The 24198-nt window shown below is 55.9% G+C and carries 18 protein-coding genes, 4 tRNA genes and 1 rRNA gene; 18 read left to right on the top strand and 5 right to left on the bottom strand.

Features of this window, described 5'->3' with window-relative positions; translation table 11 throughout:
* The first annotated feature begins 83 nt into the window (after nt 1–83).
* The 3 genes from rrf (at nt 84) to birA (ending at nt 2351) form a co-directional block, all read left to right on the top strand.
* Nucleotides 84–199 (top strand): 5S ribosomal RNA (gene rrf / locus PVE98_RS18475).
* Nucleotides 200–357: 158 nt separating this feature from the next.
* Complete coding sequence (gene murB / locus PVE98_RS18470) at nt 358–1395, top strand: UDP-N-acetylmuramate dehydrogenase (RefSeq protein WP_096072404.1); 1038 nt, start codon at nt 358–360, stop codon at nt 1393–1395.
* Nucleotides 1392–2351 (top strand): bifunctional biotin--[acetyl-CoA-carboxylase] ligase/biotin operon repressor BirA, encoded by a 960-nt coding sequence (gene birA / locus PVE98_RS18465; protein ID WP_033756005.1) that lies wholly within the window; start codon nt 1392–1394, stop codon nt 2349–2351. The genes murB and birA overlap by 4 nt, the downstream gene beginning before the upstream one ends.
* 33 nt (nt 2352–2384) lie before the next feature.
* On the opposite strand, the gene coaA is transcribed toward birA, so the two are convergent.
* Entirely contained in the window at nt 2385–3335 is a 951-nt protein-coding gene (gene coaA, locus PVE98_RS18460; protein WP_033756003.1) for a type I pantothenate kinase, read from the bottom strand.
* A gap of 535 nt (nt 3336–3870) precedes the next feature.
* On the opposite strand from coaA, the gene PVE98_RS18455 reads away from it, so the two are divergent.
* The 13 genes from PVE98_RS18455 to rpoC all read left to right on the top strand — a co-directional run bounded on the left by PVE98_RS18455 (nt 3871) and on the right by rpoC (nt 18059).
* A tRNA-Thr gene (locus PVE98_RS18455) sits at nt 3871–3946 on the top strand.
* Between the two features lie 7 nt (nt 3947–3953).
* A tRNA-Tyr gene (locus PVE98_RS18450) sits at nt 3954–4038 on the top strand.
* Nucleotides 4039–4230: 192 nt separating this feature from the next.
* Nucleotides 4231–4305 (top strand) — tRNA-Gly (locus PVE98_RS18445).
* Between the two features lie 5 nt (nt 4306–4310).
* A tRNA-Thr gene (locus PVE98_RS18440) sits at nt 4311–4386 on the top strand.
* 107 nt (nt 4387–4493) lie between these two features.
* Nucleotides 4494–5678, top strand: coding sequence for an elongation factor Tu (tuf, locus tag PVE98_RS18435; RefSeq protein ID WP_033752981.1), 1185 nt, complete (start codon nt 4494–4496; stop codon nt 5676–5678).
* A gap of 227 nt (nt 5679–5905) precedes the next feature.
* Nucleotides 5906–6289, top strand: coding sequence for a preprotein translocase subunit SecE (secE, locus tag PVE98_RS18430; protein ID WP_033755817.1), 384 nt, complete (start codon nt 5906–5908; stop codon nt 6287–6289).
* A gap of 1 nt (nt 6290) precedes the next feature.
* Nucleotides 6291–6836: a transcription termination/antitermination protein NusG gene (gene nusG / locus PVE98_RS18425; RefSeq protein ID WP_012439920.1), complete on the top strand. Its 546-nt coding sequence runs from the start codon at nt 6291–6293 to the stop codon at nt 6834–6836.
* Between the two features lie 147 nt (nt 6837–6983).
* Nucleotides 6984–7412: a 50S ribosomal protein L11 gene (gene rplK, locus PVE98_RS18420; protein ID WP_013507401.1), complete on the top strand. Its 429-nt coding sequence runs from the start codon at nt 6984–6986 to the stop codon at nt 7410–7412.
* A gap of 3 nt (nt 7413–7415) precedes the next feature.
* Nucleotides 7416–8120 (top strand): 50S ribosomal protein L1, encoded by a 705-nt coding sequence (gene rplA, locus PVE98_RS18415; RefSeq protein WP_033755823.1) that lies wholly within the window; start codon nt 7416–7418, stop codon nt 8118–8120.
* 352 nt (nt 8121–8472) lie between these two features.
* Nucleotides 8473–8970, top strand: a complete 498-nt coding sequence (gene rplJ, locus PVE98_RS18410) for a 50S ribosomal protein L10 (protein WP_011091858.1) — start codon at nt 8473–8475, stop codon at nt 8968–8970.
* A 66-nt stretch (nt 8971–9036) separates the two neighbouring features.
* On the top strand, nt 9037–9399 hold the full coding sequence (gene rplL / locus PVE98_RS18405) for a 50S ribosomal protein L7/L12 (protein ID WP_033755825.1): 363 nt from the start codon (nt 9037–9039) through the stop codon (nt 9397–9399).
* Between the two features lie 328 nt (nt 9400–9727).
* On the top strand, nt 9728–13756 hold the full coding sequence (gene rpoB, locus PVE98_RS18400) for a DNA-directed RNA polymerase subunit beta (RefSeq protein WP_033755827.1): 4029 nt from the start codon (nt 9728–9730) through the stop codon (nt 13754–13756).
* Nucleotides 13757–13835: 79 nt separating this feature from the next.
* Nucleotides 13836–18059, top strand: coding sequence for a DNA-directed RNA polymerase subunit beta' (gene rpoC, locus PVE98_RS18395; protein ID WP_033755829.1), 4224 nt, complete (start codon nt 13836–13838; stop codon nt 18057–18059).
* A 141-nt stretch (nt 18060–18200) separates the two neighbouring features.
* On the opposite strand, the gene PVE98_RS18390 is transcribed toward rpoC, so the two are convergent.
* Complete coding sequence (locus PVE98_RS18390; protein WP_127908362.1) at nt 18201–18500, bottom strand: hypothetical protein; 300 nt, start codon at nt 18498–18500, stop codon at nt 18201–18203.
* Nucleotides 18501–18585: 85 nt separating this feature from the next.
* Here PVE98_RS18390 and PVE98_RS18385 point away from each other — a divergent pair, with 85 nt between their 5' ends.
* Complete coding sequence (locus PVE98_RS18385; protein WP_096072406.1) at nt 18586–19521, top strand: LysR family transcriptional regulator; 936 nt, start codon at nt 18586–18588, stop codon at nt 19519–19521.
* A 96-nt stretch (nt 19522–19617) separates the two neighbouring features.
* Here PVE98_RS18385 and PVE98_RS18380 read toward each other — a convergent pair whose 3' ends face one another.
* On the bottom strand, nt 19618–19896 hold the full coding sequence (locus tag PVE98_RS18380; RefSeq protein WP_227741466.1) for a DUF1127 domain-containing protein: 279 nt from the start codon (nt 19894–19896) through the stop codon (nt 19618–19620).
* 86 nt (nt 19897–19982) lie between these two features.
* On the opposite strand from PVE98_RS18380, the gene PVE98_RS18375 reads away from it, so the two are divergent.
* Nucleotides 19983–21452: a PLP-dependent aminotransferase family protein gene (locus tag PVE98_RS18375; protein WP_096072408.1), complete on the top strand. Its 1470-nt coding sequence runs from the start codon at nt 19983–19985 to the stop codon at nt 21450–21452.
* Between the two features lie 183 nt (nt 21453–21635).
* On the opposite strand, the gene thiE is transcribed toward PVE98_RS18375, so the two are convergent.
* Both thiE and thiC read right to left on the bottom strand, forming a co-directional pair.
* On the bottom strand, nt 21636–22268 hold the full coding sequence (gene thiE, locus PVE98_RS18370) for a thiamine phosphate synthase (protein ID WP_096072409.1): 633 nt from the start codon (nt 22266–22268) through the stop codon (nt 21636–21638).
* Nucleotides 22265–24190 carry a phosphomethylpyrimidine synthase ThiC gene (gene thiC / locus PVE98_RS18365; RefSeq protein ID WP_096072410.1) on the bottom strand — a complete coding sequence of 642 codons (1926 nt, stop codon included), beginning with the start codon at nt 24188–24190 and terminating at the stop codon, nt 22265–22267. Before thiC ends, thiE begins: the two co-directional genes overlap by 4 nt.
* Nucleotides 24191–24198: the final 8 nt, after the last annotated feature.

The raw sequence follows: 24198 nt of genomic DNA, 5'->3' as shown, positions 1-24198 counted from the left end.
AGAGGCGTTTTGTGAGACGCGAGATTTTCAGCTTGTGACGGATAATTCTGCGCGGCCTGCGGGCGGCGCGGAGACAGAATTTGCCTGGCGGCCTTAGCGCGGCGGTCCCACCTGACCCCATGCCGAACTCAGAAGTGAAACGCCGTAGCGCCGATGGTAGTGTGGGGTCTCCCCATGCGAGAGTAGGGAACTGCCAGGCATCCAAACAAAAAAGCCCTCTGCTGACGCAGAGGGCTTTTTTACATCTGGCGCTCGGCGAAAAAAGCTCTATTTCCCAGCGCAACGCCATCAAAACTTCCCTACAAGCCTGAACTGATGCGGTAAACTACGCGCAGATAATTTCGTAAAGGCCACATAATGTCCCTCCAGTATCCTTCTCTGCAAGCTGACAACACCCTCGGTCTGGCGATCCACGCACGCGATCGCGTTCTCGCTGAGACGCCGGAAATGATCCTCAATGCCTGGCAAGATGCCAGAGCCGCGCATCAGCCTTTTATTTTGCTGGGCGAAGGCAGCAACGTGCTTTTTCTGGACGATTTTGCCGGTACCGTCGTGCTTAACCGCATCAAAGGCGTCGATATTCAGGAGCAGGACGAGGTCTGGAAGCTGCACGTCGGCGCCGGTGAAAACTGGCACGCCCTTGTAGAGGCGACCCTGAAAAAGGGGATCCCTGGACTAGAAAACCTGGCGTTGATCCCTGGTATGTCAGGCTCGGCGCCGATACAAAATATCGGCGCCTATGGCATCGAGTTCAAAGATGTTTGCGACTATGTCGATGTACTGAACCTCGAGACGGGTGCGACGCAGCGTCTGTCGCGCGAAGCGTGCGCATTCGGTTATCGCGACAGCATCTTTAAGCATCAGTATCAAGAGGGATATGCCATTATCGCCGTGGGGCTTAGTTTGAAAAAAAGCTGGCAGCCGGTGCTAACCTATGGCGATTTAACGCGTCTCAATCCTGCCACGGTAACCGCCTGGGAAGTCTTTCATGCCGTATGCCATATGCGTCAGAGCAAGCTACCCGATCCGCGCGTGACGGGTAATGTTGGCAGCTTCTTCAAAAATCCGCTGATAAGCCGCGAGCAGGCAGAGCAGCTGAAGCTTGCCTATCCGGACATGCCGTTCTATCCGCAGAAAGAGGGCGAGGTAAAACTGGCTGCGGGCTGGTTAATCGATCAGTGTCAGCTGAAAGGTTTTCGCATCGGCGGCGCGGCAGTACATCAGCAGCAGGCGCTGGTGCTGATTAACGCCGAACAGGCCACCTCTCAGGATATCGTCGCGCTGGCGAAAGCCGTACGCGCCCGCGTCGGACAAAAATTTGATGTATGGCTTGAGCCCGAGGTGCGTTTTATCGCGGCACAGGGCGAGTGCAACGCTGTAGAGGCAATCCTATGAAAGACCATAGCATCCCGCTAAAGCTGGTCGAAATACTCTCAGACGGCGAATTTCATTCCGGCGAACAGCTTGGCGAATCACTGGGAATGAGTCGCGCGGCGATCAACAAACATATCCAGACGCTTAAAAGCTGGGGTCTGGATATCTACACGGTCACGGGTAAAGGCTATAGCCTGCCTGCGCCGATGCAGCTGTTGAATGAAGAGGCGATACTGGCGCAGCTGCATCAGCCTAACCTGGCAATCATTCCGGTTATCGACTCAACCAACCAGTACCTGCTGGAGCGGATGAACGAGCTGCAATCAGGCGATGCCTGTATCGCCGAATACCAGCAGGCGGGTCGAGGACGTCGAGGACGGCAATGGTTCTCACCTTTCGGCGCTAATCTCTATATGTCGATGTACTGGCGTCTCGAACAGGGCCCTGCGGCCGCAATGGGGCTGAGTCTGGTTATCGGCATTGTCATCGCCGAAACCCTGCAGCAGCTGGGCGCGCAAGACGTACGCGTGAAGTGGCCTAACGATCTCTACCTACAGGATCGTAAACTGGCGGGCATTCTGGTTGAGCTAACGGGGAAAACAGGCGACGCCGCGCAAATTGTGATGGGTGCCGGTATTAACCTGGCGATGCGCGGCGCGGAAGCGGCGCAGATCAATCAGGGCTGGATCAATCTGCAGGAAGCCGGGATTGCGATTGATCGAAACGATCTGGCTGCAAAGCTGATAAACAGCCTGCGCGAGGCGCTACCGCTCTTTGAACGTGATGGATTAGCACCTTTCACCGAGCGCTGGAAAGCGCTGGATAACTTCTTCAATCGACCCGTTAAGCTATTAATAGGTGAACGCGAGATCCACGGCATCGCGCGCGGCATAGATAAGCAGGGCGGGCTGCTGCTTGAACAGGATGGCGAGGTAAAATCCTGGGTAGGCGGCGAAATATCCCTTCGCCCTCAGTAATAAAAAGCCTGCGCGATGCAGGCTTTTTTAATGCTATTTCCTGAGCCTGACCCGGTCGACGGCATGGTTGCCGCCTTTGGTCATAATCAAACTGGCTCTTTCGCGGGTCGGCAATATGTTCTCTTTTAAATTCAGCCAGTTGATCTCTTTCCACAGCCCAGTGGCGATCTGCACGGCTTCCTCTTCGGAGAGCTGCGCATAGTGGTGAAAATAGGAATCGGGATCGGTGAAAGCGCCCTGACGGAATTTTAAAAAGCGATTGATATACCAGCGCTGTAGCAGATCTTCAGGCGCATCTACATAGATAGAGAAGTCGACGAAGTCCGACACAAAGACGTGGTGTGGATCGTGAGGATAATCCATCCCGCTCTGCAGAACATTCAGGCCTTCGAGAATCAATATATCGGGCTGATGCACGACTTTATCGCCATCCGGGATAACGTCATACACCAGATGAGAATAAACCGGCGCAGTGACCTGACTGGCGCCTGATTTCAGTGCGGAAACGAAGTTAACCAGCCGATGCATATCATAAGACTGAGGGAAGCCTTTCTTCTTCATCAGGCCGCGCTCTTTTAGCACCGCATTAGGATGCAGAAAGCCATCGGTGGTAATGAGCTCTACTTTGCGATGCTCAGGCCAGCGGCTCAGCAGCGCCTGCAAGACGCGCGCGGTGGTGCTTTTCCCCACGGCTACGCTGCCGGCGATGCTGATAATATAAGGGATCTTCTGGCCGTCCGTGCCGAGGAATTGCTCCAGCACTGCCTGACGACGCAGGTTGGAGCTGATATAGAAGTTAAGCAGGCGCGATAAAGGCAGGTAAATCTCTGCGACCTCTTCCAGAGACAAATCTTCATTAATGCCTTTCAGCTGCGCGATCTCCTCTTCCGTTAAGGTCATCGGCACAGAATTACGTAGGGCGGCCCACTGCTTGCGCGTGAACTCTAAATAGGGCGTGGTCAGAGGTGAATTCTTTTTATTCATAAGTATGCGTCTGACTGCAGATTAAGGCTGATTCATATCACGCAGATTAAAAACCTGTAGCGATATGAGAACCATAGCGGCATGTCACAAGGTCTTTACTGAGAACAATGGGCTGGAGGTTAACATCAGTCTGACAATAAAAAGAAGAAAAATGATAAATCCGCGCACGCTTTCGCAAGCGGCTGCGCATAAGCCCGGCTTCAGCACGCCAGGCATCTCACAAACTCGCCCGGCAGAGACCCTGCCTTATACATAACTTTTTTACTGGCCGCGGGAAAAATGCGCAGCCGCGAAAATTTTCTCATTTTTATTCTCGTTAGTGAGCAAAAAAAACCGCGTGGCAGTCGTCAGGCTGGCTGAGTTCATGCGATAAAAACAGGGTCGCAGCTGAATAAAATTCGCTGGAATCGTCTAAATTTCCTTCACTAAAACGCTAAAATGCGAGGATTTGCACAAATAGTAAGCGATAGAGTTATTTCAGTGATTTTTTTGTTGCATCCTGTCCCCGACCTTCCTAGAATGCGCGTCACTTGATGCCGGCTTAGCTCAGTTGGTAGAGCAACTGACTTGTAATCAGTAGGTCACCAGTTCGATTCCGGTAGCCGGCACCATCAAGTAGGTGGGATTCCCGAGCGGCCAAAGGGAGCAGACTGTAAATCTGCCGTCACAGACTTCGAAGGTTCGAATCCTTCTCCCACCACCATCTCAACCTTGTCGGTTGGGAGCAGATAAACAACCTGTTTGTCTGTCGGTGAGTCACTTCTCTCACCCCAAATTCAAACTGCGCTTCGGCACAGTTAAAGTCGGTCAGCAACGCTGGCAGACTTCGAATAGTAGGGGAACATCTCTTATTATTCACAAGCTACAGAAAGAACAGGTAGCCGAGTTCCAGGATGCGGGCATCGTATAATGGCTATTACCTCAGCCTTCCAAGCTGATGATGCGGGTTCGATTCCCGCTGCCCGCTCCAGATGTGCTGATATGGCTCAGTTGGTAGAGCGCACCCTTGGTAAGGGTGAGGTCCCCAGTTCGACTCTGGGTATCAGCACCACTTCCTTTATCTCCTCCCTGATTCTCTCTCTGTAAATCCTGCATTCAGGCAAAGCCTGGTTGATGTGATGATATCTTTGATATATCCGTGTCTTAGAGGGACAAGCGATGGCTAAAGAGCAATTTCAACGTAACAAACTGCACGTAAACGTGGGCACCATCGGTCACGTTGACCACGGTAAAACCACCCTGACTGCAGCAATCACCACCGTTCTGGCTAAAACCTACGGCGGCCAGGCTCGCGCATTCGACCAGATCGATAACGCGCCGGAAGAGAAAGCACGTGGTATCACCATCAACACCTCTCACGTTGAGTATGAAACCCCGTCTCGCCACTACGCGCACGTTGACTGCCCGGGCCACGCCGACTATGTGAAAAACATGATCACCGGTGCGGCGCAGATGGACGGCGCTATCCTGGTTGTTGCTGCGACTGACGGCCCGATGCCGCAGACCCGTGAGCACATCCTGCTGGGTCGTCAGGTTGGCGTTCCGTACATCATCGTGTTCCTGAACAAGTGCGACATGGTTGATGACGAAGAGCTGCTGGAACTGGTTGAGATGGAAGTCCGTGACCTGCTGTCACAGTACGACTTCCCGGGCGACGACACCCCGATCGTTCGCGGTTCTGCGCTGAAAGCGCTGGAAGGCGACGCTGAGTGGGAAGCGAAGATCGTTGAGCTGGCTGGCCACCTGGATACCTACATCCCGGATCCGGTTCGCGCAATCGACCTGCCGTTCCTGCTGCCGATCGAAGACGTATTCTCAATCTCTGGCCGTGGTACCGTTGTTACCGGTCGTGTTGAGCGCGGCATCGTGAAAGTCGGCGACGAAGTTGAAATCGTGGGCATCAAAGACACCGCGAAATCAACCTGTACCGGCGTTGAAATGTTCCGCAAACTGCTGGACCAGGGTCAGGCTGGTGAGAACGTCGGCGTTCTGCTGCGTGGCATCAAGCGTGAAGAAATCGAGCGTGGCCAGGTTCTGGCTAAGCCGGGCTCAATCAAGCCGCACACCACTTTCGTGTCAGAAGTCTACGTTCTGTCCAAAGAAGAAGGCGGTCGTCACACTCCGTTCTTCAAAGGCTACCGTCCGCAGTTCTACTTCCGTACTACTGACGTGACTGGCAACATCGAACTGCCGGAAGGCGTTGAGATGGTAATGCCGGGCGACAACATCAAAATGACCGTTACTCTGATCCATCCGATCGCGATGGACCAGGGTCTGCGCTTCGCAATCCGCGAAGGCGGCCGTACCGTTGGCGCGGGCGTTGTTGCTGAAGTTATCGCTTAATTACGATAACATTTGACGCAATGCATACGGAAAGGGCATCATTTGATGCCCTTTTTGCACGCTGTTATATAGAACCTGGCTCATCAGTGATTTTCGATCATAATCATTGCTGAGACAGGCTCTGTTGCGCGGCGTAGGATACCGAGTTACGCCCAAAAGCTCATTCGGTTTGGATGCCTCGCCTTGCGGGGCAAAATAGTTTCTGAATTATTGTGGCAGGTTGGTTTATGAGTGCGAATACCGAAGCTCAAGGGAGCGGGCGCGGCCTGGAAGCGATAAAGTGGCTGGCTGTTGTTGCGTTGCTGCTGGTAGCCATCGTAGGCAATTATATCTATCGCGACGTGACGCTGCCATTACGCGCACTGGCGGTCGTGGTGCTGATTGCGGCCGCGGGCGGCATTGCGCTGCTGACGGTCAAAGGCAAAGCAACCGTGGCTTTTGCACGTGAAGCACGCACCGAAATGCGTAAGGTCATTTGGCCGACTCGCCAGGAAACGCTGCATACCACGTTAATCGTTGCCGCGGTTACCGCCGTGATGTCACTGATTTTGTGGGGGCTGGATGGTATTCTGGTCCGTCTGGTATCGTTTATCACTGGCCTGAGGTTCTGAGATGTCTGAAGCTCCAAAAAAACGCTGGTACGTCGTGCAGGCGTTTTCCGGCTTTGAAGGCCGCGTAGCACAGTCGCTGCGCGAGCACATCAAATTGCACAACATGGAAGAGCTGTTCGGCGACGTCATGGTTCCTACTGAAGAAGTGGTAGAGATCCGCGGCGGTCAGCGTCGTAAAAGCGAACGCAAATTTTTTCCCGGCTACGTGCTGGTGCAGATGGTGATGAATGACGCCAGCTGGCACCTGGTGCGCAGCGTACCGCGCGTGATGGGTTTCATCGGCGGCACTTCTGACCGCCCAGCGCCGATCAGTGATAAAGAAGTGGATGCGATCATGAACCGCCTGCAGCAGGTGGGTGACAAGCCGCGTCCGAAAACGCTGTTCGAACCGGGCGAAATGGTGCGCGTCAACGATGGCCCGTTTGCCGACTTCAACGGCGTGGTCGAAGAGGTGGATTACGAGAAGAGCCGCCTGAAAGTTTCCGTTTCTATCTTTGGCCGCGCAACGCCGGTCGAACTGGACTTCGGGCAGGTGGAGAAAGGTTAATCACCTTGTTCACATTTTGACTCTTGCAGCAGGCGCGAAATTTAACTATAATTTCGCGCCTTTTGTTTTTATGCGCTGGCAACAGCGTGTGAATTGTTATCACGGGGAGCCTGTTTTTCAGGCGCTATACCCAACTGAGGAAAAATCATGGCCAAGAAAGTACAAGCCTACGTCAAGCTGCAGGTTGCAGCGGGTATGGCTAACCCGAGCCCACCGGTAGGTCCGGCTCTGGGTCAGCAGGGCGTTAACATCATGGAATTCTGTAAGGCGTTCAACGCTAAAACTGAATCCCTGGAGAAAGGTCTGCCTACTCCGGTTGTTATCACCGTATACAGCGACCGTTCTTTCACCTTCGTTACCAAAACTCCGCCGGCCGCCGTTCTGCTGAAAAAAGCAGCGGGCATCAAGTCTGGTTCTGGTAAGCCGAACAAAGATAAAGTCGGTAAAGTAACCCGTGCTCAGGTACGTGAAATCGCAGAAACCAAAGCTGCGGACATGACTGGTGCTGACGTAGAAGCGATGACTCGCTCTATCGAAGGTACCGCTCGTTCCATGGGCCTGGTAGTGGAGGACTAAGAAATGGCTAAGCTGACCAAGCGCATGCGCGTGATCCGTGACAAAGTTGATGCGACCAAACAGTACGACGTTACTGAAGCCGTTGCTCTGCTGAAAGAACTGGCTACCGCTAAGTTTGTAGAGAGCGTGGACGTTGCCGTTAACCTCGGCATCGACGCACGTAAATCTGACCAGAACGTTCGTGGTGCGACCGTTCTGCCGCACGGTACTGGTCGTTCAGTACGCGTTGCCGTCTTTACCCAGGGCGCAAACGCTGAAGCTGCTAAAGCAGCTGGCGCTGAGCTGGTAGGTATGGAAGATCTGGCTGACCAGATCAAAAAAGGCGAAATGAACTTTGACGTGGTTATCGCTTCTCCGGATGCGATGCGCGTTGTTGGCCAGTTGGGCCAGGTTCTGGGTCCGCGCGGCCTGATGCCGAACCCGAAGGTTGGTACCGTAACGCCGAACGTTGCTGAAGCGGTTAAAAACGCTAAAGCGGGTCAGGTTCGTTATCGTAACGACAAAAACGGCATCATCCACACCACCATCGGTAAAGTGGACTTCGACGCTGACAAGCTGAAAGAAAACCTGGAATCTCTGCTGGTTGCGCTGAAAAAAGCGAAACCTGCTCAGGCGAAAGGCGTTTACATCAAGAAAATCAGCCTGTCTACCACCATGGGCGCTGGCGTTGCCATCGACCAGGCGGGTCTGAACGCAGCAGCAAACTAATTGCTGCTTGAAACGGGCGAAAAATTCACCTAGAATCTTACGCCCGTTGTTCTGGTAAAACAGACACTGAATTTATATCCCGCTGTGATTTTCGCCTTCGCTTCGGCGAGGCGACGAAAACGGCGGGGTAGGTTGGAGCCAGGCCTTTCCTGGCCTCCGTCCAAGACCGCAGGCGCGGCCCATCTTCGGATGTGACGCTTAATCCCCTGCGTAGACGGTGACAGAGCCAAAAAGAATTTTTTCTTAACTGGATTCTGCTCACCGTGTTTTAGCGCCTACTTTCCTTTGGGTCGGTAGGTGAAGTGAGTTCCGGAGAAATTCATCTCCGGCCAAAATCCAGGAGCAAAAGCTAATGGCATTAAATCTTCAAGACAAACAAGCGATTGTTGCTGAAGTCAGCGAAGTAGCCAAAGGCGCGCTGTCAGCGGTTGTTGCGGATTCTCGCGGCGTTACCGTTGATAAAATGACCGAACTGCGTAAAGCAGGTCGTGAAGCTGGCGTTTACATGCGTGTTGTTCGTAACACCCTGCTGCGCCGCGTCGTTGAAGGTACTCAGTTCGAGTGCCTGAAAGACACGTTTGTTGGTCCGACCCTGATTGCATACTCTATGGAACACCCGGGCGCTGCTGCTCGTCTGTTCAAAGATTTCGCGAAAGCGAATGCAAAATTTGAGGTCAAAGCTGCAGCCTTTGAAGGTGAGCTGATCCCGGCGGCACAAATTGACCGTCTGGCAACGCTGCCGACTTACGAAGAAGCACTGGCACGTCTGATGTCGACCATGAAAGAAGCCGCTGCTGGCAAACTGGTCCGCACTCTGGCTGCTGTTCGCGATGCAAAAGAAGCGGCTTAAGGCCAAATTCTTTTCTTTCGCACTTGCTAACGTATAAACTTTTTCTGATTCTTAGGAACAATTGTCATGTCTATCACTAAAGACCAAATTCTGGAAGCCGTTGCCGCTATGTCCGTAATGGAAGTAGTTGAGCTGGTTTCTGCTATGGAAGAAAAATTCGGCGTTTCTGCTGCTGCCGCTGTAGCTGTTGCTGCTGGCCCGGCTGAAGCTGTTGAAGAGAAAACTGAATTCGACGTCGTACTGAAATCTGCTGGCGCGAACAAAGTAGCTGTAATCAAAGCCGTTCGTAGCGCAACTGGTCTGGGCCTGAAAGAAGCCAAAGACCTGGTTGAAGCAACTGGCGTGATCAAAGAAGGCATCAGCAAAGACGACGCAGCTGCACTTGAAGCTGCTCTGAAAGAAGCTGGCGCTGACGTTGAAGTTAAGTAAGACAACCTTTGGGTTGCAGCCTGAGTAAAATCAGGCTGATGGCTGGTGACTTTTGGGTCACCAGCCTTTTTGCGCTCAAGAGCCTTGATGGGGTTTCGCACTGTTTGTCCATCGCTGCTCTTCAATATCTTTTTCTATCGACGACTTAATATACTGCTTTCCTGCGCGGGTTCCCTGCCCATGCTAATGCAATGAAATGATTTAAGAGTGATAGAAAGATGTATTGCATGTGGCCTCCGTGTCGCATGAATCAAACAAAATAGTGTTGCATGAACTGTCCTTCAGGACGGACAGCGTGGGTCGACTTGTCAGCTAGCTGAGGAACCCTATGGTTTACTCCTATACCGAGAAAAAACGTATTCGTAAGGATTTTGGTAAACGTCCGCAAGTATTGGACATACCTTATCTCCTTTCTATCCAGCTTGACTCGTTTCAGAAGTTCATCGAGCAAGATTCGGAAGGTCAGTACGGACTGGAAGCAGCCTTCCGTTCCGTCTTCCCCATTCAGAGTTACAGCGGTAACTCAGAGCTGCAATACGTCAGCTACCGTCTGGGCGAACCCGTCTTTGACGTGAAAGAGTGTCAGATTCGTGGCGTGACGTTCTCTGCTCCGCTGCGCGTCAAACTGCGTCTGGTGATCTACGAGCGCGAAGCGCCGGAAGGCACCGTAAAAGACATTAAAGAACAAGAAGTCTACATGGGCGAAATTCCGCTCATGACCGACAACGGTACCTTTGTTATCAACGGTACCGAACGCGTTATCGTTTCTCAGCTGCATCGTAGTCCTGGCGTCTTCTTCGACAGCGATAAAGGTAAAACCCACTCATCGGGTAAAGTGCTCTATAACGCACGTATCATTCCTTATCGCGGTTCATGGCTGGACTTCGAGTTCGACCCGAAAGACAACCTGTTCGTACGTATCGACCGTCGTCGTAAGCTGCCGGCCAGTATCATTCTGCGCGCGCTGAGCTACACCACTGAGCAGATCCTCGATCTGTTCTTCGAGAAAGTGGTGTTCGAGATTCGCGACAACAAGCTGCAGATGGAGCTGGTGCCTGAGCGCCTGCGCGGCGAAACCGCCTCTTTCGACATCGAAGCCAACGGCAACGTCTACGTCGAAAAAGGCCGTCGCATCACTGCGCGCCACATTCGTCAGCTGGAAAAAGATGGCATTCAGCACATCGAAGTGCCGGTCGAGTACATCGCGGGCAAAGTGGTCGCGAAAGATTACATCGACGAGAGCACCGGCGAACTGATCGTTCCGGCGAACATGGAACTCTCCATGGATCTGCTGGCCAAGCTGAGCCAGGCGGGTCACAAGCGCATCGAAACGCTGTTCACCAACGATCTGGATCACGGCCCGTACATCTCCGAGACCCTGCGCGTCGACCCGACCAACGATCGCCTGAGCGCGCTGGTTGAGATCTACCGCATGATGCGTCCTGGCGAGCCGCCAACGCGTGAAGCTGCTGAGAACCTGTTCGAGAACCTGTTCTTCTCAGAAGATCGTTACGATCTGTCGGCTGTCGGCCGCATGAAGTTCAACCGCTCGCTGCTGCGTGATGAAATCGAAGGTTCAGGCATCCTGAGCAAAGAAGACATCATCGAAGTGATGAAGAAGCTGATCGACATCCGTAACGGTAAAGGCGAAGTGGACGATATCGACCACCTCGGCAACCGTCGTATTCGTTCAGTAGGCGAGATGGCGGAAAACCAGTTCCGCGTTGGCCTGGTTCGCGTAGAGCGCGCGGTGAAAGAGCGTCTGTCGCTGGGCGACCTCGACACGCTGATGCCGCAGGACATGATCAACGCCAAGCCGATTTCGGCGGCGGTGAAAGAGTTCTTTGGCTCCAGCCAGCTCTCACAGTTTATGGATCAGAACAACCCGCTGTCTGAGATTACGCACAAACGTCGTATCTCTGCACTCGGCCCAGGCGGCCTGACGCGCGAGCGCGCCGGCTTCGAAGTTCGAGACGTACATCCGACCCACTACGGTCGCGTATGTCCAATCGAAACCCCTGAAGGTCCGAACATCGGTCTGATCAACTCGCTGTCTGTGTACGCGCAGACTAACGAGTACGGTTTCCTGGAAACCCCGTATCGTCGCGTTATCGACGGCGTGGTCTCTGACGAAATCCATTACCTCTCTGCGATTGAAGAGGGTAACTACGTTATCGCTCAGGCGAACGCCCAGCTGGATGATGAAGGTCACTTCGTTGACGATCTCGTCACCTGCCGTAGCAAAGGCGAATCGAGCCTGTTCAGCCGCGATCAGGTTGACTACATGGACGTTTCCACCCAGCAGGTGGTTTCCGTCGGTGCGTCACTGATCCCGTTCCTGGAGCACGACGATGCTAACCGCGCCCTGATGGGTGCGAACATGCAACGTCAGGCCGTACCGACGCTGCGCGCTGACAAGCCGCTGGTGGGTACCGGTATGGAGCGCGCGGTAGCGGTCGACTCCGGCGTTACCGCCGTAGCGAAACGTGGCGGTACCGTACAGTACGTCGACGCATCCCGTATCGTTATCAAAGTTAACGAAGACGAGATGTATCCGGGCGAAGCGGGCATCGACATCTACAACCTGACTAAGTACACCCGTTCTAACCAGAACACCTGCATCAACCAAATGCCGTGTGTGTCGCTGGGCGAGCCGGTCGAGCGCGGCGACGTGCTGGCTGATGGCCCGTCAACCGACCTGGGCGAACTGGCGCTTGGCCAGAACATGCGCGTCGCGTTCATGCCGTGGAACGGTTACAACTTCGAAGACTCCATCCTCGTTTCCGAGCGTGTGGTTCAGGAAGATCGTTTCACCACCATCCATATTCAGGAACTGGCGTGCGTGTCTCGCGACACCAAGCTGGGGCCAGAAGAGATCACCGCTGACATCCCGAACGTGGGTGAAGCTGCGCTTTCTAAACTGGATGAGTCCGGCATCGTTTATATCGGCGCAGAAGTGACCGGCGGCGACATTCTGGTGGGCAAGGTAACGCCGAAAGGTGAAACCCAGCTGACGCCGGAAGAGAAACTGCTGCGCGCTATCTTCGGCGAAAAAGCCTCCGACGTGAAAGATTCGTCGCTGCGCGTGCCGAACGGCGTCTCCGGTACCGTTATCGACGTTCAGGTCTTTACCCGCGATGGCGTGGAAAAAGACAAGCGTGCGCTGGAAATTGAAGAGATGCAGCTGAAGCAGGCGAAGAAAGACCTGTCTGAAGAACTGCAGATCCTCGAAGCGGGCCTGTTCGGCCGTATCCAGGCGGTGCTGATCTCCGGCGGCGTAGAAGCCGACAAGCTCGACAAGCTGCCGCGCGAGCGCTGGCTGGAGCTGGGCCTGACCGACGAAGAGAAGCAGAACGCGCTGGAGCAGCTGGCTGAGCAGTACGACGAACTGAAGCACGAGTTTGAGAAAAAACTCGAAGCCAAGCGTCGTAAGATCACCCAGGGCGACGACCTCGCGCCGGGCGTGCTGAAAATCGTCAAAGTTTATCTGGCCGTTAAACGTCAGATTCAGCCGGGCGACAAGATGGCAGGCCGTCACGGTAACAAAGGTGTTATCTCCAAGATCAACCCGATCGAAGATATGCCTTACGACGAGAACGGCACGCCGGTCGACATCGTACTGAACCCGCTGGGCGTACCGTCACGTATGAACATCGGTCAGATCCTGGAAACGCATCTGGGTATGGCGGCGAAAGGCATCGGCGACAAGATCAACGCCATGCTGAAGCGTCAGGAAGAAGTCGCGAAACTGCGCGAATTCATCCAGCGCGCCTATGACCTGGGCGCGGACGTGCGTCAGCGCGTTGACCTCAACACCTTCTCTGATGACGAAGTGTTGCGTCTGGCTGAGAACCTGAAAAAAGGTATGCCGATCGCGACGCCAGTGTTTGACGGCGCGAAAGAGAGCGAAATCAAAGAGCTGCTGCAGCTTGGCGATTTGCCGACTTCCGGCCAGATCACGCTGTTTGACGGCCGTACCGGCGAGCAGTTCGAGCGTCCGGTCACTGTGGGCTACATGTACATGCTGAAACTCAACCACCTGGTGGATGACAAGATGCATGCGCGTTCAACCGGCTCTTACAGCCTGGTTACTCAGCAGCCGCTGGGTGGTAAAGCACAGTTCGGTGGTCAGCGCTTCGGTGAGATGGAAGTGTGGGCGCTGGAAGCATACGGCGCGGCATACACCCTGCAGGAAATGCTTACCGTTAAGTCTGATGACGTGAATGGTCGTACGAAGATGTATAAAAACATCGTCGACGGCAACCATCAGATGGAACCGGGCATGCCGGAATCCTTCAACGTACTGTTGAAAGAGATTCGCTCGCTGGGCATCAACATCGAGCTGGAAGACGAGTAAGCACTCGCAAGTACTGGTTACGGGGCGCGCAGTTTCGGCTGCGCGCCCCTGAGAGTTCCACTCCGACGGGAGCTAATCCGTGAAAGACTTACTTAAGTTTCTGAAAGCGCAAACTAAGACCGAAGAGTTTGATGCGATCAAAATTGCGCTGGCTTCGCCAGACATGATCCGTTCCTGGTCGTTCGGTGAAGTGAAAAAGCCGGAAACCATCAACTACCGTACCTTCAAGCCTGAGCGTGACGGTCTTTTCTGCGCCCGTATTTTCGGACCGGTAAAAGATTACGAGTGCCTGTGCGGTAAGTACAAGCGCCTGAAACACCGCGGCGTGATCTGTGAGAAGTGCGGCGTCGAAGTGACCCAGACCAAAGTGCGCCGTGAGCGCATGGGCCACATCGAACTGGCTTCTCCGACCGCGCACATCTGGTTCCTGAAGTCGCTGCCGTCCCGTATCGGCCTGCTGCTGGATATGCCGCTGCGCGATATCGAACGCGTGCTCTACTTTGAATCATACGTTGTTGTCGAAGGTGGCATGACCAACCTCGAAAAACGTCAGATTCTGACCGAAGAGCAGTACCTTGACGCGCTGGAAGAGTTCGGTGACGAATTCGACGCGAAAATGGGCGCCGAAGCGATCCAGGCTCTGCTGAAAAATATGGATCTGGAGCAAGAGTGCGAGCAGCTGCGTGAAGAGCTGAACGAAACCAACTCCGAGACCAAGCGTAAGAAGCTGACCAAGCGCATCAAGCTGCTGGAAGCGTTCGTACAGTCCGGCAACAAGCCGGAGTGGATGATCCTGACCGTGCTGCCGGTGCTGCCGCCGGATCTGCGTCCGCTGGTTCCGCTGGACGGCGGTCGTTTCGCTACGTCGGATCTGAACGATCTCTATCGTCGCGTCATCAACCGTAACAACCGTCTGAAGCGTCTGCTGGATCTGGCTGCGCCGGACATCATCGTACGCAACGAAAAACGTATGCTGCAGGAAGCGGTCGACGCCCTGCTGGATAACGGCCGTCGCGGTCGTGCGATCACCGGTTCCAACAAGCGTCCGCTGAAATCTTTGGCCGATATGATCAAAGGTAAGCAGGGTCGTTTCCGTCAGAACCTGCTCGGTAAGCGCGTTGACTACTCCGGTCGTTCTGTTATCACCGTGGGTCCATACCTGCGTCTGCATCAGTGCGGCCTGCCGAAGAAAATGGCGCTGGAGCTGTTCAAACCGTTCATCTACGGCAAGCTTGAGCTGCGTGGCCTGGCCACCACCATCAAAGCCGCGAAGAAAATGGTTGAGCGCGAAGAAGCGGTCGTCTGGGATATCCTGGATGAAGTTATCCGCGAGCACCCGGTTCTGCTGAACCGTGCGCCGACGCTGCACCGTCTGGGTATCCAGGCGTTTGAACCGGTTCTGATCGAAGGTAAAGCTATTCAGCTGCACCCGCTGGTGTGTGCGGCCTATAACGCCGACTTCGATGGTGACCAGATGGCAGTTCACGTACCGCTGACGCTGGAAGCCCAGCTGGAAGCGCGTGCGCTGATGATGTCTACCAACAACATCCTGTCACCTGCGAACGGCGAGCCAATCATCGTTCCTTCTCAGGACGTTGTACTGGGTCTGTACTACATGACCCGCGACTGTGTTAACGCCAAAGGCGAAGGCATGGTGCTGACCGGCCCGAAAGAAGCCGAGCGTGTTTATCGCGCTGGCCTCGCATCGCTGCACGCTCGTGTGAAGGTACGTATTACCGAACACGAGAAAAACGAGCAGGATGAGTGGGTAGCTAAAACCAGCATCATCGACACCACCATCGGCCGCGCCATCCTGTGGATGATCGTGCCGAAAGGTCTGCCGTTCTCTATCGTTAACCAGGCGCTGGGCAAAAAAGCTATCTCCAAAATGCTGAACACCTGTTACCGCATTTTGGGCCTGAAGCCGACTGTGATCTTTGCTGACCAGACCATGTACACCGGTTTCGCTTACGCTGCCCGTTCAGGCGCGTCTGTCGGCATCGACGATATGGTTATCCCAGAGAAGAAAGTGGAAATCATCACCGAAGCGGAAGCAGAAGTGGCTGAGATCCAGGAGCAGTTCCAGTCTGGTCTGGTTACCGCGGGCGAGCGTTACAACAAAGTCATCGATATCTGGGCTGCGGCGAACGAGCGCGTAGCGAAGGCGATGATGGAAAACCTCTCAACTGAAACCGTGATTAACCGTGACGGCGAAGAAGAGAAACAGGTTTCCTTTAACAGCATCTTTATGATGGCTGACTCCGGCGCGCGTGGTTCTGCGGCGCAGATTCGTCAGCTGGCAGGTATGCGTGGTCTGATGGCGAAGCCGGACGGCTCCATCATCGAGACGCCGATTACCGCGAACTTCCGTGAAGGTCTGAACGTACTCCAGTACTTCATCTCGACCCACGGTGCGCGTAAAGGTCTTGCGGATACCGCACTGAAAACCGCGAACTCCGGTTATCTGACGCGTCGTCTGGTTGACGTTGCGCAGGATCTGGTTGTGACCGAAGACGACTGCGGCACCTTCGAAGGCATCATGATGACGCCGGTAATCGAAGGCGGCGACGTTAAAGAGCCGCTGCGCGAGCGCGTACTGGGTCGTGTGACCGCAGAAGACGTGCTGAAGCCGGGCACCGCTGACATCCTGGTTCCGCGTAACACGCTGCTGGATGAGCACTGGTGTGATGTGGTTGAACAGAACTCTGTCGACACCATCAAGGTTCGCTCCGTTGTTAGCTGTGAAACCGATTTTGGCGTATGTGCGCACTGCTACGGTCGCGACCTGGCACGTGGTCACATCATCAACAAAGGTGAAGCGATCGGTGTTATCGCGGCACAGTCCATCGGTGAGCCGGGTACACAGCTGACCATGCGTACGTTCCACATCGGTGGTGCGGCATCGCGTGCGGCAGCTGAATCCAGCATTCAGGTGAAGAACAAAGGTACTATCAAACTGACCAATGCCAAGTCGGTAACCAACTCCGCTGGCAAACTGGTTATTACCTCGCGTAACGTCGAACTGAAAATGATCGATGAGTTTGGCCGTACTAAAGAGAGCTATAAAGTCCCTTACGGCGCGACCATGGCGAAAGGCGACGGCGAACAGGTTGCAGCGGGCGAAACCGTAGCAAACTGGGATCCGCACACCATGCCGGTTATCACCGAAGTAAGCGGCTTCATTCGCTTTACTGACATGATTGATGGCCAGACCATCACGCGTCAGACTGACGAACTGACCGGCCTCTCTTCGCTGGTGGTACTGGATACCGCAGAGCGTACTGCTGGTGGTAAAGACCTGCGTCCGGCGCTGAAAATTGTCGACGAGCAGGGCGAAGACGTTCTGATCCCGGGCACCGACATGCCGGCTCAGTACTTCCTGCCAGGCAAAGCGATCGTGCAGCTGGAAGATGGTAAGAAAATCAGCTCTGGTGACACCCTGGCGCGTGTGCCTCAGGAATCTGGCGGTACCAAGGATATCACCGGTGGTCTGCCGCGCGTTGCCGACCTGTTCGAAGCGCGTCGTCCGAAAGAGCCAGCAATCCTGGCGGAGATCAGCGGCATCATCTCCTTCGGTAAAGAGACCAAAGGTAAACGTCGTCTGGTGATTACGCCGGTTGATGGCAGCGAGCCGTACGAAGAGATGATCCCGAAATGGCGTCAGCTCAACGTGTTTGAAGGCGAGCGCGTAGAACGTGGTGACGTGGTTTCCGACGGTCCGGAATCTCCGCACGACATTCTGCGTCTGCGTGGCGTCCATGCTGTGACCCGTTACATCACTAACGAAGTGCAGGAAGTTTACCGCCTGCAGGGCGTTAAGATTAACGATAAGCACATCGAAGTCATCGTTCGCCAGATGCTGCGTAAAGCAACCATCATGAGCGCGGGAAGCACCGACTTCCTGGAAGGTGAGCAGGCGGAAGTCTCTCGCATCAAGATCTCTAACCGCGATCTCGAAGCGAATGGCAAAATCGGCGCGACCTACATGCGCGATCTGCTGGGTATCACCAAAGCGTCACTGGCAACCGAATCGTTCATCTCGGCAGCCTCGTTCCAGGAGACAACGCGTGTCCTGACCGAAGCCGCTGTTGCAGGCAAGCGCGACGAACTGCGCGGTCTGAAAGAGAACGTGATCGTGGGTCGTCTGATCCCGGCCGGTACCGGTTACGCTTACCATCAGGATCGTATGCGTCGTAAAGCCGCAGGCGAAGCACCGGTAGCGCCGCAGGTTACTGCGGATGAAGCCTCTGCCAGCCTGGCTGAACTGCTGAACGCCGGTCTCGGCGGCAGCGACAACGACTAATCGCTCTTCGCGTAATAAAAACCCTGCCTCGGCAGGGTTTTTTTTTGGCTGTAAAAGAGATAACTGCTACTTCAGGTGAACCGTGAAACATACTTGCGGGTGGTAAGGTCTGAATAAACTCCTGTCTTAACGTCGTGCAGTTCATGCCACGGTGGACGCAAACAGCACTTCGAAGCTGTGCATTGGCCCCATTTCAATAATCTGTACAGAGAGCAAACCGGCCTCGACCATCGGCAAACGCGCCACCAGCGTTTCCAGCTCGTCACGGGCGGAAGTTTCGTAAATAACGCTAACAATCACCGGGCTGGGAGAGAAATAGATCTCCCGCAGCGCGCCAGCCTTATAGTCATGCCATACCGCCTGCATCTCTGCCACTGCATAAGACTTGAACTCTGCTGGATCGCGACCGACAGCGGGTGTGAGTAGAACTAAAAATTTCATATCATGATCTCCTTTAAGAGGCTCAACGTTATCAGCCGTAGTCACGCGCTTGTAGGCAGCCCGGCAGCAAGGAGATATTGACCAGATGGCAACACCGCTCTTTTCATCCAGCCTGACGCAGCTGCTCTGGTTTGCGCGTATCGTTGAAGCCGGATCCTTTGCCGAAGCCGCGCGCCGTGCCGGCACAACCACCTCGGCCGTCTCTAAAGCGTTAAGCCGTTTCGAGAGCCAGCATGGCGTGCGCCTGCTGCACCGCACCACGCACGCGCTGTCGCTCACCGAAGAGGGTGAGAGAATGCTGATGCTGGCGCGCGGGCTGCTGGAGGAGGTTTCTCAGGTTGAAAGCGCACTGAGCGGCATCGAAGGCGAGGGCGCTAGCGGCCGGGTGCGCATCTCCGTGCCGTCCTCTTTTGGACGCGCCTGTATCATGCCAGCGCTGCCGGCCTTCCTTGCCGCGCACCCTGAGATCTCGCTGGAAATGCACTTCAGCGACGCGATGGTAGATTTAGCGAGCGGCGGCTTTGATTTCGTGATCCGTTCCGGCCCGCTGGAAGCCTGGCCGGGTCATTCCGCCCGCAAGCTTTTTAGCTTTCCCTGGGTCGCCTGCGCAACGCCCGGCTATCTGGCGCAGCACGGCGAGCCTGCTACGCCCTTCGAACTCAGCGCGCATAGTCAGATAGGCTTCTGGAATCTTAATAAAGGACGGGCGGACGCCTGGCGCTTTCGTTCGCCTGAGGACGACAGATCGGTGCGCTGGGAACCCGCCTCGCGCTATCTGTTCGACGACGGTCAGGCGGCGTGGCAGATGATTCGTGCCGGGTGCGGCATTGGCTGGGCGCCTGCCTGGCTGGGCGCATCCGATTTCGCCAGCGGCGAAGTGGTTGAGATACTAAAAGAGTGGCGGACGGAGAGAGTGAATATGTGGGTGCTGCGTCTGGAACGGCGATTAACGCCTCGACGAACGCAGACGGTTATCGATTTTTTAACCGGACTTTTCCTGCCCTATGAATCTTTAGTGTAGCCAGCGCGCGTAAAGGCGCTGCTTGCTGGCGGGCAGGAGCTCTCTGCCCGCCAGGGTAACAAGAGAACGAGACGCGCTGCGTAGACCTTCAGCACGCTAGCGTCTTTCGCTTTCAATATCGCCGCGCGTCAGGCCGATATCTTTGAGTTGCGCATCGCTGAGCTGCAGCAGGAGCAGCCGCGTCTTACGCCGCTGGTGGAGCGCCCTCAGGCTGCGCGCGATAGCGCGTAGCAAAGACCAGGGCGTAACTGAAAAAGGTTTTGCCGCACAGTTTTCTTCGTATCCCATTTTGCTTTCCTCATCAGGTGAACTGAGGAATAGTTTCTGCCTGACGACGTAAAGGATACAGACGCAAAATTCGATTTTATTTAACATACAGATTGCCGTAAGCGGCGTCTGAATGGTAAAAAATAAGCCTGTCTGTACTGTTTTTTAACTTCTCAGGCTGACGGGAGCCGAACATGACGCGTTATCAACAGCTGGCGATGCACCTGGCGCAGCGCATTGAACAGGGGCTTTACCGCAGCGGTGAGAAGCTGCCGTCAGTGCGCACGCTGAGCCTTGAACATGGCGTCAGCATTAGCACCGTGCAGCAGGCGTACCATGTGCTGGAGGAGAAGCAGCTGATTACGCCGCAGCCGCGTTCCGGCTATTTCGTCGCAACGCGCAAGGCCGCGCCGCCGGTGCCGGCGCTGACGCGTCCGGTGCAGCGCCCGGTAGAGATTACTCAGTGGGAGTCGGTGCTGGATCTGCTCGAGAGTCGTCAGGAAGGCGATATGCTGCAGCTGGGTAGCGGCATGCCCAACCTCACCCAACCAACCCTGAAACCACTGTGGAAAATTCTCAGCCGACAGGCGCAGCGGCAGGAAACGCAGCTTCTCAGCTACGACAATCTGTATGGCGTAACCGGCTTGCGCGAGCAGGTGGCTCGGCTGGCGATCGACAGCGGCTGTCAGCTGTCGGTTGACGATATCGTCGTTACCACTGGCTGCCATGAGGCGCTGTCGGTTTCGATCCGCGCGGTATGCGAGCCGGGCGATATCATCGCGGTAGAGTCGCCGTCGTTTCACGGCATTATGCAGACCCTGCGCGGCTTCGGCATTCGCGCCATTGAGATCCCTACCGATTCGGTCACCGGCATCAGTCTGGAGGCGCTGGAGCTGGCGTTTGAGCAGTGGCCAATCAAAGCGGTAATGGTGGTGCCTAACTGCAACAATCCGCTGGGTTTTATTATGCCGGAGGCGCGTAAGCGCGCGCTGCTGACGCTGGCGCAGCGTTTTGACGTAGCGGTGATTGAAGACGACGTTTACGGCGAGCTGGCCTGGGAGTATCCGCGGCCCGCCACGTTGAAATCGCTCGATCTGGACGGCCGGGTGCTGCTGTGCAGCTCTTTTTCGAAAACGGTCGCGCCTGGCCTGCGCATCGGCTGGGTTGCGCCGGGACGCTATCGCGATCGCGTGCTGCATATGAAATATATTGCGACTGGTTCCAGCAACACCCTGGCGCAGCATGCGATGGCGGAGTTTATTCGCCAGGGCTACTATCAGCCGCATCTGCGGCGTATGCGTCAGCTTTATCAGCGCAACTACGACTGCTTCAGCTGCTGGGTACGTCACTATTTTCCCTGCGGCATCTGCGTCTCGCGTCCGCAGGGCGGCTTTATGATGTGGGTTGAACTGCCGGAAGCGTTTGACGCCGTGCGGCTTAATCGCGAACTGCGCGATTCGCATATTCAGATTGCGGTCGGCTCGCTTTTTTCCGCGTCGGGAAAATATCGCAACTGCCTGCGACTGAGCTTCGCCGTAACACCGGACGACCGTGTGGAACAGGCGCTGGCAAAAGTCGGTCAGGCGGTCGAGCGCGCGATAGCCGCCTGCGCGGGCGAACACTCTCCACACTCCCTGCAGCATGACACCCTCCTGACTAAATAGTTGAGGCAGGGCCAGAGAGGTGAAGGGGAGGTTCCGGCCCTGGCCGGGCAACAGACCCGGCGAAAGTCACTGTAGCGCAGCAGAATTACGGCGCGAGCGAGAAAGCCTGTCGCTGCGCGCCGTTTTCCACACTTTTTACCGCTGTTGCAGGATGTTGCCGCTTTTTGCGCGGCGCGTCCCGCGTTACGCCTGCGGCGGCTCCGCCAGCGCCAGCAACGCCTGGGTTGCAGCGCGCCAGTCCGGCGCCTGGGTAATGGCGCTGACGACGGCGATACTGCCGACGCCGGTCGCCAGCACCGCCGGCGCGCGCGCCAGGCTGATGCCGCCAATCGCCACGGTTGAGACGCCCTTAAGCCGCGCAATATGCCGCTGAAGCTCGGTCAGCCCCTGCGGCGCGGAGGGCATCGCCTTGGTCTCGGTAGGGAAAATATGTCCCAGCGCGATATAGGAAGGGCGTATCGCCAGCGCGCGATCCAGCTCGTGGTCGTCGTGCGTCGACACGCCCAGCCGCAGGCCCGCCTCGCGAATGGCGTTCAGGTTCGCGACATCCAGATCCTCCTGACCCAGATGCACGCCGTAGGCGCGGTGCTTAACTGCCAGCCGCCAGTAGTCGTTGATAAACAGACGGGCGTTGTAACGCTTGCCGAGCGCGATCGACTCGATAACCGCAGGCTCTACCGCTTCATCCTCCCGATCTTTAATACGCAGCTGGATAGTGCGCACGCCGACCTCCAGCAGTCGCGCAATCCACTCCACGCTGTCGACGACCGGATAGAGCCCTAAGCGCGAGGCGGTAGCAGGGAAAGGGGCGTTCATCGTTTCTCCTCGTTCAGCGCATCGACTGAGTGGTAAAGCTCGCCGCCGCGGCGGCGAAAGGTTTCAGACATCTGCTGCATACCGATGGCGATCGGCTGCGCTTCGGCCTGGCTGGCTGCATAGTCGCGCACTTCCTGGCTGATTTTCATCGAGCAGAATTTGGGGCCGCACATCGAGCAGAAGTGTGCCACTTTACCCGATTCCTGGGGCAGGGTTTCGTCGTGATAGGCGCGCGCGGTATGAGGATCGAGCGCCAGATTGAACTGATCCTCCCAGCGGAATTCAAAGCGCGCTTTGGACATGGCGTTATCGCGGATCTGCGCGCCGGGATGCCCCTTCGCCAGATCCGCCGCGTGGGCGGCGATCTTATAGGTAATCAGCCCCTGCTTAACGTCCTCTTTATTTGGCAGGCCGAGATGCTCTTTGGGCGTAACGTAGCAGAGCATGGCGCAGCCGAACCAGCCGATCATCGCGGCGCCGATGCCGGAGGTGAAGTGATCGTAGCCGGGCGCGATATCCGTGGTTAGCGGGCCGAGCGTATAGAACGGCGCTTCGTGACAGTGCTCCAGCTGCTCGGTCATATTGCGGCGGATCATCTGCATAGGAATATGGCCGGGACCTTCGATCATCACCTGCACGTCATACTCCCAGGCGATCTTCGTCAGCTCGCCCAGCGTGCGCAGCTCGGCGAACTGTGCCTCGTCGTTGGCGTCCTGAATTGAGCCGGGACGCAGGCCGTCGCCAAGCGACAGCGAAACGTCGTAGGCGGCGCAGATTTCGCAAATTTCGCGAAAGTGCGTATAGAGAAAACTTTCGCGGTGATGCGACAGACACCACTTCGCCATAATCGACCCGCCGCGCGATACGATGCCGGTCAGGCGCTTCGCCGTCATCGGCACATAGCGCAGCAGCACGCCGGCGTGGATAGTGAAGTAATCGACGCCTTGCTCCGCCTGCTCCAGCAGCGTGTCGCGAAACACTTCCCAGTCGAGATTTTCCGCAACGCCGTTGACCTTTTCCAGCGCCTGATAGATGGGTACGGTGCCGATGGGCACCGGGCTGTTGCGCAGGATCCACTCGCGCGTTTCATGAATATAGCGCCCGGTGGAGAGATCCATCACAGTATCGGCGCCCCAGCGCGTCGACCAGACCAGTTTCTCCACCTCTTCTTCGATAGAGGAAGTGACCGCCGAGTTGCCGATGTTGGCGTTGACCTTGACCAGAAAATTGCGGCCGATAATCATCGGCTCCGATTCGGGATGGTTGATATTCGCGGGAATAATGGCGCGTCCGGCGGCCACTTCCTGGCGCACGAACTCAGGGGTGATGTTTTCCGGCAGCTGCGCGCCGAAGCCGTGGCCGGCATGCTGCTGACGCAGCACTTCGCTGCGAATGCGTTCGCGGCCCATATTCTCGCGCAGCGCGATAAACTCCATCTCCGGCGTGACGACGCCCTGACGGGCATAGTGAAGCTGGGTGACGCGCCGCCCCGCTTTTGCGCGTCGCGGCTGCGGCAGCCGCTCGAAACGCAGATGATCGAGCCCGTCATCGGCCAGACGCTGCTGCGTATAGCGCGAGCTGGTGTGCGTCAGAACCTCACTATCGTCGCGTGTGGCAATCCAGTCGGCGCGCAGCTTTGCCAGCCCGCGCTGTACGTCGATAACGGCATCGGGATCGCCGTAGGGACCGGCAGTATCGTAGACCGGCACCGCCTCATTCTCTTCATAGCGCGGACGATCTTTATCGCCGCCGAGCAGCGTCGGGCTGAGCTGGATCTCGCGCATCGGCACGCGAATATCGGCGCGGCTGCCCTGGATCCAGATACGTTTCGAGTTGGGAAAGGCGACGCCGCTCTGAAGCGCCTCAATAAAGGCCTGCGCCTGAGCGCGCTGTTCACGTCGGTTGGTTTTGGTCATAGACATAGCAATTT

It is taken from the genome of Pantoea sp. GABEPS69, assembly GCF_045780835.1.
Classification (GTDB): domain Bacteria; phylum Pseudomonadota; class Gammaproteobacteria; order Enterobacterales; family Enterobacteriaceae; genus Pantoea; species Pantoea septica.
This window is presented reverse-complemented; position numbering and strand designations above follow the sequence as displayed.